The sequence below is a fragment of the Bradyrhizobium sp. 1200_D9_N1_1 genome (genome assembly GCF_052075915.1).
Classification (GTDB): domain Bacteria; phylum Pseudomonadota; class Alphaproteobacteria; order Rhizobiales; family Xanthobacteraceae; genus Bradyrhizobium; species Bradyrhizobium diazoefficiens.
In genome coordinates this window covers 6,528,447-6,542,960 of the sequence record NZ_CP197226.1, presented here as the reverse complement: position 1 = coordinate 6,542,960, position 14,514 = coordinate 6,528,447, and the positions used below count along the sequence as shown (strand labels likewise).

At 66.4% G+C, this 14,514-nt stretch carries 10 protein-coding genes; 1 reads left to right on the top strand and 9 read right to left on the bottom strand.

Going from position 1 to position 14,514, the window contains the following annotated elements:
• Positions 1–4 precede the first annotated feature (4 nt).
• From fdhF to AB5K84_RS31420, 3 genes are read right to left on the bottom strand one after another with little or no spacing between them, the layout of a single operon-like run.
• Positions 5–2,878: a formate dehydrogenase subunit alpha gene (gene fdhF / locus AB5K84_RS31430; RefSeq protein ID WP_011085920.1), complete on the bottom strand. Its 2,874-nt coding sequence runs from the start codon at positions 2,876–2,878 to the stop codon at positions 5–7.
• Positions 2,879–2,888: 10 nt separating this feature from the next.
• The gene (locus AB5K84_RS31425) at positions 2,889–4,445 is read right to left on the bottom strand and encodes a formate dehydrogenase beta subunit (RefSeq protein WP_011085921.1); all 1,557 of its coding nucleotides are present in this window, start codon (positions 4,443–4,445) and stop codon (positions 2,889–2,891) included.
• Positions 4,442–4,930 (bottom strand): formate dehydrogenase subunit gamma, encoded by a 489-nt coding sequence (locus AB5K84_RS31420; protein ID WP_011085922.1) that lies wholly within the window; start codon positions 4,928–4,930, stop codon positions 4,442–4,444. The genes AB5K84_RS31425 and AB5K84_RS31420 overlap by 4 nt, the downstream gene beginning before the upstream one ends.
• Before the next feature lie 224 nt (positions 4,931–5,154).
• On the opposite strand from AB5K84_RS31420, the gene AB5K84_RS31415 reads away from it, so the two are divergent.
• Entirely contained in the window at positions 5,155–6,048 is an 894-nt protein-coding gene (locus AB5K84_RS31415; RefSeq protein ID WP_011085923.1) for a LysR family transcriptional regulator, read from the top strand.
• 2 nt (positions 6,049–6,050) lie between these two features.
• On the opposite strand, the gene AB5K84_RS31410 is transcribed toward AB5K84_RS31415, so the two are convergent.
• The 6 genes from AB5K84_RS31410 to AB5K84_RS31385 all read right to left on the bottom strand — a co-directional run bounded on the left by AB5K84_RS31410 (position 6,051) and on the right by AB5K84_RS31385 (position 14,342).
• Complete coding sequence (locus AB5K84_RS31410; protein ID WP_011085924.1) at positions 6,051–8,381, bottom strand: PAS domain-containing sensor histidine kinase; 2,331 nt, start codon at positions 8,379–8,381, stop codon at positions 6,051–6,053.
• A 227-nt stretch (positions 8,382–8,608) separates the two neighbouring features.
• Positions 8,609–9,982, bottom strand: a complete 1,374-nt coding sequence (locus tag AB5K84_RS31405) for a cation-efflux pump (protein ID WP_011085925.1) — start codon at positions 9,980–9,982, stop codon at positions 8,609–8,611.
• A gap of 171 nt (positions 9,983–10,153) precedes the next feature.
• Positions 10,154–11,122 (bottom strand): zinc-binding dehydrogenase, encoded by a 969-nt coding sequence (locus tag AB5K84_RS31400; RefSeq protein ID WP_011085926.1) that lies wholly within the window; start codon positions 11,120–11,122, stop codon positions 10,154–10,156.
• Positions 11,123–11,360: 238 nt separating this feature from the next.
• Positions 11,361–12,356, bottom strand: coding sequence for an NAD(P)H-dependent flavin oxidoreductase (locus AB5K84_RS31395; RefSeq protein ID WP_011085927.1), 996 nt, complete (start codon positions 12,354–12,356; stop codon positions 11,361–11,363).
• A 1,076-nt stretch (positions 12,357–13,432) separates the two neighbouring features.
• On the bottom strand, positions 13,433–14,080 hold the full coding sequence (locus AB5K84_RS31390) for a hypothetical protein (RefSeq protein ID WP_011085928.1): 648 nt from the start codon (positions 14,078–14,080) through the stop codon (positions 13,433–13,435).
• 58 nt (positions 14,081–14,138) lie between these two features.
• Positions 14,139–14,342, bottom strand: coding sequence for a hypothetical protein (locus AB5K84_RS31385; RefSeq protein WP_018647766.1), 204 nt, complete (start codon positions 14,340–14,342; stop codon positions 14,139–14,141).
• Positions 14,343–14,514: the final 172 nt, after the last annotated feature.

The following is a 14,514-nucleotide window of genomic DNA, read 5'->3' as shown; positions in this document are numbered from 1 at the left end:
GCGCTTACTCCGCAGCCTCGGCGGGCGCGATGCGGCGGGAGTGCCGCGCCTGCGCGTCATAGGACTTCTGCCAGTCGGACGGGCCGTTCGACGGCGAGATCTGCACCGCCGTGACCTTGTATTCGGGACAGTTGGTCGCCCAGTCCGAATAGTCCGTCGTGATGACGTTGGCCTGCGTGTCCGGGTGGTGGAAGGTGGTGTAGACGACGCCCGGCGCGACGCGATCGGTGATCTCCGCGCGCAGCGTGGTCTCGCCCGCGCGGCTCTTCAGCCGCACCCAGTCGCCGTCGCGCACGCCGCGCTGCTCGGCATCGTGCGGGTGGATCTCCAGCCGGTCCTCGGCATGCCAGACCACGTTCTCGGTCCGCCTTGTCTGCGCGCCGACATTGTACTGGCTGAGGATGCGCCCCGTGGTGAGCAGCAGCGGGAAACGTGGGCCGGTCCGCTCGTCGGTCGCGACATATTCGGTGACGATGAACTTGCCCTTGCCGCGGACGAAGCCGTCGATATGCATCACCGGCGTGCCCTCGGGCGCCTTCTCGTTGCACGGCCACTGCACCGAGCCGAGCTCGTCGAGCTTGGCATAGGAGACGCCGGTGAAGGTCGGCGTCAGCGCCGCGATCTCGTCCATGATCTCGGACGGGTGGCTGTAGTTCATCTCGAAGCCCATGGCCTTGGCAAGGCCGATGGTGACTTCCCAGTCGGCCATGCCGTTCTTCGGCGTCATCACCTTGCGCACGCGCTGGATGCGGCGTTCAGCGTTGGTAAAGGTGCCGTCCTTCTCGAGGAAGCTCGAGCCGGGCAGGAAGACGTGGGCGTAGTTCGCGGTCTCGTTCAGGAACAGGTCGTGGACGATCACGCATTCCATCGCCGCCAGCGCCGCCACCACATGCGAGGTGTTGGGGTCGGACTGGAGGATGTCCTCACCCTGCACATAGATGCCCATGAACGTGCCCTCGATCGCGGCATCGAACATGTTGGGAATGCGCAGGCCCGGCTCCGGGTTGAGCTTGACGTTCCAGAGCGCCTCGAACTGGTCGCGCACGGCATTGCCCGAGATGTGGCGGTAGCCGGGCAGCTCGTGCGGGAACGAGCCCATGTCGCAGGAGCCCTGCACGTTGTTCTGGCCGCGCAACGGGTTCACGCCGACGCCGGGACGGCCGATATTGCCGGTCGCCATCGCGAGGTTGGCGATCGCGATCACCGTGGTCGAACCCTGGCTGTGCTCGGTGACGCCGAGACCGTAATAGATCGCGCCGTTGCCGCCGGTGGCGTAGATGCGGGCCGCTTCGCGCAGCGCCTTGGGGTCCACGCCCGTGAGGATCGCCGTTGCTTCCGGGCTGTTGTTCGGCTGGGCGACGAAGGCGGCCCATTCCTCGAACTCGGTCCAGTCGCAGCGCTCGCGCACGAAGGCTTCGTTGACGAGGCCCTCGGTGACGATGACATGCGCCAGCGCGGTGACGACCGCGACGTTGGTGCCGGGCATCAGCGGCAGATGCAGCGCCTTCACATGCGGCGATTCCACCATCTCGGTGCGGCGCGGATCGATCACGATCAGCTTGGCACCCTGGCGCAGGCGCTTCTTCAGGCGCGAGGCGAAGACGGGGTGTGCGGAGGCCGGATTGGCGCCGATGACGACGGCGACGTCGGTGTTCTCCACGGAGTCGAAGTCCTGGGTGCCGGCCGACGTGCCGAAGGTCTGCGACAGGCCATAGCCGGTCGGCGAGTGGCAGACGCGGGCGCAGGTATCGACATTGTTGTTGCCGAAGCCGGCCCGGATCAGCTTCTGCACCAGATAGGTCTCTTCGTTGGTGCAACGGGACGAGGTGATGCCGCCGATGGCGTCGCGACCGTACTTCTTCTGGATGCCGCGCATCCTGGCGGCGGCGAAGGAGAACGCCTCATCCCAGGACACTTCGCGCCAGGGATCCTCGATCCGTTCGCGGATCATCGGCTTGAGGATGCGTTCCTTGTGGTTGGTGTAGCCCCAGGCGAAGCGTCCCTTGACGCAGGAATGGCCGCGATTGGCCTTGCCGTCCTTGTACGGCACCATGCGCACGACTTCCTCGCCGCGCATCTCCGCCTTGAAGGCGCAGCCGACGCCGCAATAGGCGCAGGTTGTGACGACCGAATGCTCGGGCTGGCCGATCTCGATGACGGATTTTTCGGTCAGCGTCGCGGTCGGGCAGGCCTGCACGCAGGCGCCGCAGGAGACGCATTCGGAGCCGAGGAAGCTCTCGCTCATGCCGGGCGAGACGCGGCTGTCGAAGCCGCGGCCCGAGATCGTCAGCGCGAAGGTGCCTTGCACCTCCTCGCAGGCGCGGACGCAGCGCGAGCAGACGATGCACTTGGAGGGATCGTAGGCGAAGTAGGGGTTGGACTCGTCCTTCGGCATCCAGGCGGCGTTGACCTCGCCGTTGGATTTCGCGAAGACGTGGTTCTCGCCCTCGTAGCCGTAGCGCACGTCGCGCAGGCCCACGGCGCCGGCCATGTCCTGCAACTCGCAATCGCCGTTGGCGCCGCAGGTGAGGCAGTCGAGCGGGTGATCGGAGATGTAGAGCTCCATCACGCCCTTACGCAGCTTCTTCAGCCGGTCGGTCTGGGTGTGCACGACGAGGCCCGGCATCACGGGCGTAGTGCAGGATGCCGGCGTGCCGGCGCGGCCCTCGATCTCGACGAGGCAGAGGCGGCAGGAGCCGAATGCATCGACCATGTCGGTCGCGCAGAGTTTCGGGATCTGGTGGCCGGCTTCCATCGCTGCGCGCATGATCGAGGTGCCCTCGGGCACCGAGATCTCCTTGCCGTCGATGGTCAGCGTCACCATCGTTTCCGATTTGGCGCGCGGCGTGCCGAAGTCGATTTCTTCGATCAGAGACATTGTCGTTCTCCTATTCCGCGGCCTGAAGCGTGGTCGGCGCCGGGACGAAGTCCTCCCGGAAGTGCTTCAATGCGCTGAGCACAGGATAGGGCGTGAAGCCGCCGAGCGCGCAGAGCGAGCCGAATTTCATGGTGTTGCAGAGGTCTTCGACGAGCGCGAGGTTTTCGCTGACGCGTTCGCCGTTGATGATCTTCTCGATGGTCTCGACGCCGCGGGTCGAGCCGATCCGGCAGGGCGTGCACTTGCCGCAGGATTCGACGGCGCAGAATTCCATCGCGAAGCGCGCCTGCCTGCGCATGTCGACGCTGTCGTCGAACACGACGATGCCGCCGTGGCCGATCAGCCCGTCACGCGCAGCAAAGGCCTCGTAGTCGAACGGCGTGTCGAACAGCGCGCGGGGGAAGTAAGCGCCAAGGGGCCCGCCGACCTGCACCGCACGGACCGGGCGGCCCGTGAACGTGCCGCCGCCGATGTCGTCGACAAGCTCGCCCAGCGTCACGCCGAAGGCGGTCTCGTACAGGCCGCCATGGCGGATATTGCCGGCGAGCTGGATCGGCATCGTGCCGCGCGAGCGGCCCATGCCGAAATCGGCATAGGCCTTGGCGCCTTCGGCGAGGATGAAGGGGATCGCCGCGAACGACAGCACGTTGTTGATCACGGTCGGCTTGCCGAACAGGCCGTGATGGGCCGGCAGGGGCGGCTTGGCGCGCACGATGCCGCGGCGGCCTTCGAGGCTCTCCAGCAGCGACGTTTCCTCGCCGCAGACATAGGCTCCGGCGCCGACGCGGACTTCGAGGTCGAAGCTGTAGGTCGAGCCGCCGATCTTGTCGCCGAGATAACCGCCGCGCTTCGCAGCCTGGATCGCGGCCTTCATCGCCTCGACCGCGTGCGGATATTCGCTGCGAATGTAGATGTAGCCCTTGGTCGCGCCGACGGTGATGCCGGCGGTGGTCATGCCCTCGATCACCAGGAAGGGATCGCCTTCCATGATCATGCGGTCGGCGAAGGTACCGCTGTCGCCTTCGTCGGCGTTGCAGACGATGAACTTGCGGTCGGCCTTGGCCTGGGCAACCGTCTTCCATTTGATGCCGGTCGGAAAGCCCGCGCCGCCGCGGCCGCGCAGGCCCGATGCGGTGACCTCGGTGAGGATGGCCTCCGAGCCGAGCGACAGCGCGCGCTCCAGCCCTTTGTAGCCACCGTGGGCGCGGTAGTCCTCGAGCGAGCGCGGATCGATCACGCCGCAGCGGGCGAAGGTGAGGCGGGTCTGGCGCTTCAGCCAGGGAATCTCGTCGGTCGCCCCTAACCGCAGCAGATGCGGCGTATTGCTGGCGAGGGCGTCGAGCAGGGAGGGTACATCGGTCTCGGTGACCGGGCCGAACGCGATCCGGCCCTGCGGCGTCGCGACCTCGACCAGCGGCTCCAGCCAGTACATGCCCCGCGAGCCGGTCCTGATGATCTCGACGGCGACGCCGCGCTTGGCCGCAGCCTGTTCCAGCGCCAGCGCAACCTCGTCGGCGCCGACGGCCAACGCACCCGCGTCGCGTGAGACGAAGAGACGCATGCTCATCGCTGTGCCTCCGCAACCAGCGCATCGAGACGCTTCTCGTCGAGCCGGCCCACGAGGCGACCGTCGAGCATCGCGGACGGTGCGGTCGCGCAGAGTCCGAGGCAGTAGATCGGCTCCAGCGTGACGCGATCATCGGCCGTCGTGTTGCCAAGCGACACGCCGAGCCTGGCCTCCGCACGCGCCGCCAGCGCATCGCCGCCCGCAGCCTGGCAGGCCTCGGCGCGGCAAAGCTTCAGCACGTGGCGGCCGGCCGGCTTGTGCCTGAAATCATGATAGAACGTGAATACGCCATGCACCTCGGCGCGCGACAGATTGAGCGCTTGCGCCACCATGGGAATGGCCGCCTCCGGCACGTAGCCGAACGCCGCCTGGAGCGCATGCAGGATGACCAGCGTCGCGCCCTCCTGCCTTGCATGTTCGGCGATGATCTCGGCGCCGCGCGTCTCGTCCCAAGGCTCGTAACAAGGCTCGTAAGTCGCTGTCATTCTTTGTTCTCAACCTGAGCGTTCCTGCCTCGCAAACTATTTGGAATCATTCGAAGATCAATAAAGCTGTCTCATGCTGCGATTGCGAATTCAGATCGATTGGCGGATGCAATCGATCGATGCGGAAGTGCAATTAATCGCATTTCGCCTGCCGGTTTTTCCGTGTTGGCAAGGACCTGCCGTGCTAGCTTGCATGCCACGACAGAATTCGAGGGGACGTCCGGTTGATCGACAAGCTTGAACTGCTGCTGGCGCTGGCGAAGGAACGGCATTTCGGACGCGCGGCGGAAGCCTGCGGGGTCACCCAGCCGACGATGTCGACCGGGCTCAAGCAGCTCGAGGAGATCCTCGGCGTGATGCTGGTCCAGCGCGGGTCCCGCTTCCAGGGCTTTACGCCCGAGGGCGAGCGGGCGCTGGACTGGGCGCGGCGGATCGTTGGCGATGCCCGCGCGATGCGCCAGGAGATCAACTCGCTGAAGGACAAGCTCTCCGGTGAGATCCGCATCGCGGCGATCCCGACCGTGCTCGGCATGGTTGCCGCGCTGACGACGCCGTTCCGCGCCAGGCATCCCGAGGTGCGCTTCCGCATCCAGTCCACAACGTCATCGGAGGTGCTCGGGCTGCTCGAAAATCTCGAGGTGGACGCGGGGCTGACCTATATCGAGAACGAGCCGATCGGCAAGGTGCGCACCATTCCGCTCTACAACGAGAGCTATCGCCTCCTCACCGCGCCTGATGCGATGTTCGGTGATCGCGAGACGGTGACCTGGACCGAGGTCGGGCAGGTGCCGCTGTGCCTGCTCACGCCCGACATGCAGAACCGCCGCATCATCGACCGCGCGCTGCGCTCGGTCGGCGCGGAGGCGACGCCGACGCTGACCTCGAACTCGCTGCTCGTGCTGTTCACGCACGTGAAGACGGGGCGCTGGGCGAGCGTGATGCCGGCCAAGCTCGCCGAGACGCTTGGCCTGTCCGATACCGTGCGTTCGATCCCGATCGTCGACCCCGAGGTCAATTACAGCATCGGCATGGTGATCCCGCAGCGCGATCCGATGACGCCGCTGATCGCGGCGCTGGTCAATGTCGCGCGCGAGGTCGCGCCGACGCTGCAATTGTAGCTTCAGGCCGCGGCCGATATCCCGGACGCCGCCTTGACGGCGTCGCGCGGCAGCGTCACGCGGACGACGGTGCCGACATCGATCTTCGAGCGCAGCCGCATCGAGCCGCCGTGGAGCTGCGCCAGCGAGCGGGCGATGGCGAGGCCCAGCCCCGAGCCGTGATAGGTTTTCGTGAGCTGGCTCTCGACCTGCTCGAACGGGCGTCCGAGCCGCGCCAGGGAGTGCGGGGCGATCCCGATGCCGGTGTCGGCGATCATCAGCACGATCCTGTCGTCGAGCTGCCGGCTGCGCACGACGATGCGTCCGCCGTCGGGCGTGAACTTCACCGCGTTCGAGAGCAGGTTGACGATGATCTGCTTGGTGGCGCGGCGGTCGGCGACGACGGAGATCGATTTCTCGATATCGGCATCGAGCGTCAGGTGCTTGTCCTGCGCGCGGCCGGAGACGACGCGCAGGGATTCCGCGAGCGTCCGCGCGAGGTCGAGCTCCTCCATGTCGAGCTTCATGCGGCCGGCCTCGATTTTGGACATGTCGAGGATGTCGTTGATGACTTCGAGAAGGTAGTGGCCGCTGGTCAGGATGTCCTGGCAATATTCCTGGTACTTCTCGCTGCCGAGCTCGCCGAACAGGCCCGAGCCCATGATCTCGGAGAAGCCGATGATGGCGTTGAGCGGCGTGCGCAGCTCGTGGCTCATATTGGCGAGGAATTTCGACTTGGTCTGGTTGGCTTCCTCGGCGCGGGTCTTCTCGCGCTGGTATTTTTCCGCGAGATCGGCAAGCTCGTTGGTCTGGCGTTCGAGCGCGGCCTGCGAGCGCTTGAGGTCGATGACGGTGGCGCGCAGGCGCAGATCGTTGTCGACCAGCTTCTGCTCGTGCTCCTTGATGCGGGTGATGTCGGTGCCGACCGAGACGTAGCCGCCGTCCTTGGTGCGGCGCTCGCTGATGTGCAGCCAGCTGCCGTCGTCGAGCTGCGCCTCGAAGGTGCGCGCGCCCGGGCCTTGGGCAGCCGTCTCGTTGTGGCGGGTGCGCACCTCCGGCATGCGGCCGACTTCGAGCACGGTTTCGTAGGAGGTGCCGGGAATGACGGCGCTGTCGGGCAGCTTGTGCAGGCGCTGGAAGTGCGAGTTGCAGAGCACGAGGCGGTCGCTCGCGTCCCACAGCACGAAGGCCTCCGGAATGGTCTCGATGGCGTCGCGTAGACGCAAATCGGCTTCCACCGTGCGCTCGGCGAGGCTCTTCTGCTCGGTGATGTCGACGGCGATTCCGATCAGGTGAACGCTGGAGTCGGTCGCACCGCTCGTCTTTTCGCAGCGGACACGGAGCCAGATCCAGTGACCGTCGACATGCTGCATGCGGAAGGTCTGGTCGATGTGGTCGATCTTCTCGGAGATGAGCTGGTCGGCGATCTCGAACAGGTCGATGTCGTCGGACTTCACCAGCGCGTTGACCTCGCCGAAGGTCAGGAGCTCGTTGCGGCCGTCGAGGCCCAGCATCGAGAACATCGACTGCGACCAGAAGATCCGGCCGCGCGACAGGTCCCAGTCCCAGAGGCCGCAGCGGCCGCGGTTGAGCGCGGTGTCGATGCGGCCGCGCACCGCGTCGTTGATGAGATCGCCCTCGCGGGCGCGGGTCGACTGCCAGTGGAAGGCGAAACCGAGGATCAGGACGACGAAGCCGGTGGTGGCCGACAGCGTCACCGAGAGCGCGGCGTCCGAGCCCCAGATCGGCTCGTTGCGCTCCTGGATCACGGTGACGAAGCCGGGCAGCGACTTGATCTGCCGCGAGATCGCCATCGCGGCGTTGCCGTTCGGCAGCGTCATGTCGGAGATGTTGCCGTCGCGCGGCGGCGCCGCGAGCAACTGCGCCGTCGTGATTGAATCGAGCAGGCGGTCGTTGCCCGAGGGATCGCTGTCGACGGGAATGCGGGCGAGGATGCGGCGGTCGACGCCGGCCGAGGTGACGATGACATGGCGGCCCGTGGCCGTGCCCCAGGACGGGATCAGGTCGGGCAGCAGCGCCGGCAGGCTTTCGATGTTCTTCAGCCGTTCCTGCCGCGAGGAGGTGAGGCGGTCGATGCGCTCGGCGAGCAAATCGGCGAGTGCCGAGATGTCATGGCGGATCACCAGCCGCTTCTGGCGCGTCTGGTCGACGACCTGCACGAACGCGCCGAGGCAGATCGTGATCAGGAACGCGATGATGAGCGTCGGCACGGCGCGACGCAGCGCCGGCTCCGCGATCAGCAGCCGGTGATAGGCAGGTTTCGCGATCGATTGCGCCAATCCTTTGATCGAATCGGATTGGACGCACGCGTTCGCGGCGTCTGCACGCGACATGCCTTCGGCCCCCTGGAAAACTTGCTTGCAACTTGAGTTCGGAAGCAGCCCCACATCGCTTCCGAATCACACCGATTTGAATCCAGTTTTGCCGGGCTGTCGAGAGTCAACGAATCGTTAACGCGAATTTATTCTTATCCAATGAGCAGTTTGCGCGTCGCGTGCCCGCAAACTCACGTGCGTGACGAGTCCGAAACGAGAACGTGTGACTCCTCGCACATTCTGCGTCACGTGCGCGGCGGCTCGGCGTGGCTGATCACGCGCTTCACGCTCGGGAACGCGCGGCGCAACGCGCGCTCGATCGCGTCGACATGCTCGTGCACCTTGATCACGCTCATCGACGGCGTGGCGCGGCAATGAAAGTTGACGATCTCGCCGGCATCGGTGTTGCGGACGCGCACATTGTGGATGTCGTGGATCTCGCCCTCGCCGGCGAATTCGGCCAACGCGGCGGCGATGGTCTGCACCCGTTCCGGCGCGGCATCGACGCCGAACGGCAGTTCCGGTTCCAGAGGCTCGATATGGACGTCGACCTCGACGTCGGCGCCGAACTCCTCCTGGATGTTCCGCTCCAGCGTGTTGGCGACGTCGTGGGCGGCGTCGAGCCGCATGCCGGCGTCGACCTCGAGGTCGATGCTGACGATCAGCTTGGCGCCGAGGTCATGCACCGTGACGTGGTGGACGGCGAGGCTCGAATTGCGGGCGATCACCATGATGCGGTCGCGTACGGTCTCGTTGTCGCGGGCGACGGGGACCGGGGTGAAGGTGAGGTCGGCATCGCCGAATGCCTTGTCGACGGCGGCCTGCACCTTGCGCTTGATCTCCTCGACGCGGTCGATCGGATAGGTCCGCGGCACCTTTGCGATGGTGTCGATGAAGGTGGTCGCGCCGACCATGCGCACGCGCAGCCGCTCGACGCCGATCACGCCGGGCACGCTGCGGATCGCGGCCGTGGCCTTCTCCTGCGCGCCCTCCGGCGCGCGGTCGACCAGCGTCTGCACGGTCGAGCCGGCCATGCGCAGGCCGAGCGCCGCGATCATCACCGCGACCGCCGCGGCCGCCGCCGCGTCGCCCCACCAGAAGCCGAGAGCGGCGAGGATCAGGCCCACGATCACGGCGAAGGAGCCCATGACGTCGGAGGCGAAGTGCAGCGCGTCGGCGGCGAGCGCCTGGCTGCGCGTCTCCCGCGCGGCGCGGTGCAGGGCGCGGGCGCGCCACAGGTTGACGACGATGTCGATCACCAGCACCACGAACGGTATGGCCGAAATGGTCGGCGGCGGGGTTCCCTCGCGCAGCCGGCTGTAGGCCTCGACCAGGATGCCGCCGGCGAGCACGTAGAGCAGGGCGGTGACGCCGAGCGCGGAGATGCTCTCCAGCTTGCCGTGGCCGTAGTGATGCTCGTCGTCGGCCGGCTTGTCGGACACCCGCACCACCGCCCAGGTGATGATGGTCGCGACCAGGTCGACCGAGGAGTGCAGGGCTTCCGAGATCAGCGCGAGCGAGCCGATCGCCACGCCGACCACGAACTTCGCCGCCGCCATGCTGCCGCTGGCGAAGATCGAGATGGCCGCGACCGAGGTCTTGTTGTGCTGGGAGGTCATGGCGGGGGATTTAGCAGCCCGGCGCGGGACATCAAGCGATGATCCACAGGAGTAGTCGCTAGTGAGTTGCAGGAGCGGTCACGATGTCATTCCGGGGCGCCCGAAGGGCGAACCCGGAATCTCGAGATTCCGGGTTCGGCTCTTCGAGCCGCCCCGGAATGACGGCCACCCTCACACCGTCACGACAATCTTCCCCAGATGCTTGTTGGCCTCCATGTGCTCGAACGCCTTGTCGATGTCGGCGAAGGCAAACACCCTGTCGATCGGCAGCTGCAGCTTCCGCGATTCCACCGCGCCCCAGATGTCCTTGCGGACCTCCTCGAAGATCTCGCGGACCTCCTCGATGGTGCGGGTGCGGAAGGTGACGCCGACATAGTCGATCCGGCGTGCGGCGTGCAGGTCGAAGTTGAAATCGGCGTGGGTACCGCCGAGCCGGCCGACATTGACGATACGGCCCTTGATCCTGGTGGCGGCGAGGTTCTGGTTGGCGACCTTGCCGGAGACCTGGTCGACGATCAGATCGACGCCTTCGCCGTTCGTCGCCTTCAGCACCTCCTCGACCCATTTGGGATCGGAGGAGTCGACGGCGAGGTCGGCGCCGTACTCCGTCAGCCGGCCGCGCCGATAGGCGTCGGTCGACGAGCCGATCACCAGCCTGGCGCCCTTGAGCTTGGCGATCTGCATCGCCATCAGGCCGACGCCGGAGCTGGCGCCCTGGATCAGCACGCTCTGGCCCGCCTGCACGCCGCCGACGGTGACGACCGCGTTGTGCATGGTCGCGAGCGCGACGGGAAGGGTGGCGGCCTCCTCGAAATTCATATTCGAGGGCGCGCGGAACAGCCGGCCGTGATCGGCCAGCGTGTACTCGGCAAACGCCGCGCCGCCCGAGCCCATGATGCGGTCTCCGACCTTCACGCCCTTGGCATCCGGTCCGAGCTCGGCGACCTCGCCGGCCCATTCCATGCCGAGCACGGTGCCGACCCCGCCGGCCGCGCCATGGGCGTGGCCCTTGCGCATGCCGGTGTCGGCACGGTTCAAGCCGCAGGCACGGACGCGGACGAGCACCTGTGTGCCCTTAGGTTTTGGTTGAGCGACGTCGGAAATCCTAGCGCCCTCAGGGCCGTAGACGTAAGCCTTCATGCATTACCTCGGAGCTCAATTAAGTTTGTAGGTGAAGAGCGGAGCCGTTCTTCGCCTCTCCCCGCTTGCGGGGAGAGGCCGACGCGCGGAACGCGCGGCGGGTGAGGGGGGGTCCCCGCGAGTCCAATTGTCACCGTCAGCGCGGAGACTCCCCCTCACCCCAACCCTCTCCCCGCAAGCGGGGCGAGGGAGCATACCTTCGGCGTGGCGGGCGTCGTGTTCAAATCACTTCAGCGAATTATTCCGCCGCTTCGCGTTGCGGCTGAACGATCATTCCCTCCAGCCGGCTTCTGATGATGGCTTGCGCTTCGGACACGATGCGGGAGACGAGCTCGGCGCAGCTCGGGATGTCGTGGATCAAGCCCTGGACCTGGCCGGCCGACCAGATGCCTTCGTCGGAGTTGCCGGTGGCATAGACCATCTTGCCGCGGGCGCCGGCGACGAGCTCGCGGATGTCCTCGAACTTGGCGCCTTCCTTCTCCATGGCGACGACCTTGGTCGAGACCGCGTTCCTGGCGACGCGGGAGGTGTTGCGCATGGTGCGGAAGATCAGCTCGGTCTCGCGCTCGTCATTGGCGACGATCTTCTCCTTGATGGACTGGTGGATCGGGCTCTCCTTGGTGGCCATGAAGCGGGTGCCCATGTTGATGCCCTCGGCGCCGAGCGCCAGCGCCGCGACGAGGCCGCGCGCATCGGCGAAGCCGCCGGAGGCGATCATCGGGATCTTGACCTTGTTGGCGGCGGCCGGGATCAGGATCAGGCCGGGCGTGTCGTCCTCGCCGGGATGGCCGGCGCATTCGAACCCGTCGATCGAGATGGCGTCGACGCCCATGCGCTCGGCCGAGAGCGCGTGGCGGACGCTGGTGCATTTGTGCACGACCTTGACGCCGTGCTTCCTGAACTCGTCGACATGCTCCTGCGGCTTGTTGCCGGCGGTCTCGACCACCGTGATGCCGCTCTCGATGATGGCGGCGCGGTATTCGGCGTAGGGTGGCGGCTTGATCGCGGGCAGGATGGTGAGGTTGACGCCGAACGGCTTGTCGGTGAGGTCGCGGCAGCGCGCGATCTCCTTGGTCAGATCCTCAGGCGTCGGCTGGGTCAGCGCCGTGATGAAGCCAAGCGCGCCGGCATTCGCAACGGCGGCGACCAGCTCGGCGCGCCCGACCCATTGCATGCCGCCCTGGACGATCGGGTGCTCGACGCCGACGAGCTTGGTGAACCGTGTCTGCAACATGATGCGTTTCCCCCGCCTGCGCGGCAGGCCCTGTTATCGATTGATGGCGGCAGGATGCCGCCCAGGTCGGCAAAAGTCTATTGCGCCGGCGTGCGGTGAGGGCGGGGCGATCATGCGGGAGGCGGGGGGATTCCGTGGGACGGATAATTGGGGGGCTGCAGTATTCGTCCCGTCATGACCGTCATAAAATTAAGCTCGCGGCCGCAACTCGCTCCCATACCGCAAGGCACACCTTCGCCTTCTCGCGGCATGGTCCGCCCGAGCTCTGCTTCATCGCATTGCCCTCATCGGAACAAGGGCGCAGGGAAGGCCGGGCGCGGCTGGCACCCGCAAGTCCGTGCGCTACAAAAGATGCACACGGGGTGGACCACAGGTCTCGCCGGACGCCCGGCCTTCCCTGCGCGATGGGTTACGGCTTACTTCGTGCTCTCCCCGGGGAGCGATGCACTATTGCCCCCGTCGCCTTGCGGATGGCTGATGCACGCGGTCCGGTCGGGCCGCGCATATCACCACAAGACTTGACGCACAGACCCCGGGCGTCAGGACCACACGACTTCGCCGTCCGCGCACGTCCTCGCTGGGACTTCGAGAGCTGGCGTGTGCTCGCGCCCGAAGCCATGCGAAGACGCTGCCGGCGCCGTGTCGTTCGTGCGAGCGCTCCTTGCTCACGGTTTCCCGCCCTGCAATGCTGCCCGCGCCCGACGCCGTCGCGTCCATCGCTGCCCGGCCCGCGGTTCGTGACGATCGCGATCCGCCCCTTGTCTCGGGCCAGGGTGTTTCGTGTGTACGATAAATCCGAATTTCGGTAAAGTGGAATATATCTGCGGCGGCGGATTGACAGGCGAGGCGGGAGATTTGTGCGGGGTGTCTTGCCCGACGGGCGAGGTGCCGCTCCACCCTACGCTGTCATGCCCCGGCTTGACCGGGGCATCCAGTACGCCGCGGCGTCTTCGTGTTACCGCGCCGCCTCTGGAATACTGGATTGCCCGCCTTCGCGGGCAATGACAGCGAGGGGGTGATAACGGGACCCGAATGTTCGCGAGATGTCGTCGCCCGCAAGGGCTTTGAGGCTTCGGCTACTCCGCCGACAGCCGCACCATCTGGCGGCCGCGGTTCATTTCCTTGAGGCTGTTGACGAAGTTCTCCGGGCGCTGCCAGCGATAGGGGACCTTCAAGCCCATGAACTCGGCGATGTCGCCGATAAAGCCGGTGCAGTTGGTGGTCTCGGCGTTCCAGACCGGCGAGCTCGACTGCAATTTCTTGATGTAGGCGAACACGCGCTTGGCGTCGGCTTCGTTCAGATAGACGCGATAGCTCGCGGTCAGATATTCCGGATCGAGATCGCCGTAGCTCGCGCCGGTCTCCGACGGCACCCAGGTGAGGTGACCGAGCACGTAAGCAAGGGTGTCGCCGGCGGGCGTCAGGCCCGCGACCTCGACGGCGCGCTCGCTGGTCTTGCCGTACCAGACGAAGGCGTGGCCCCAGCTCGCCGCCGTCCGGGCGCGGAAGTCGACGTAGTAGGGGCCTTTCTCCGCACGCGCGACGGGCCGCCGCGACTGCGGCGCCGGTCGCGATGCGGTGTCGGTCGTCGCAAGCGCATTGGCGTCGGCCATGCGCTTGTTCGCTTCGTGGGCCGAGGCCGAGGGCGTCGTGCACGCGATCATCGCCGCGAGCGCGAACCCCGCAAGGATGCAGGATCCCGATCGATCAGGTTTGTTCGTCACGCTGTGCCCCCTCGACTGTCGGCCGCTTACGCAGATGCTGCGCGTATGTCGCCGTGCGTCAGTAGCGCGCCGCGACCGGGCCGGGCGCCTTGCCGATCGGGGCCTTGCCAACCGGGCTCTTGCCAATCGGCATCTTGCCGATCGGCGCCTGCTCCGCCGGATAGACAGGCACGGGCTGCCGGCGCGGCAAATCGGCAGCGTTCGCAGCCGTCACCAGAGCAAGCGTCGCACCCAGAACAAATACAATCTTCTTCACAGTCATACCCCTGAAGGTTTGGTCCAAACACGGCAGTGCCGTGCCCCCAGACACGCCTCACAGAAGGGCGGCCGAATGCGTCCAAGTTGCGGCGCGCGCGGGACATGTTGGCGGCATATGTCGGGCGCGCGGAGATGTGATGTGTCTGGATGTTTCGGCAGCGTCCACGGCCGCGAGC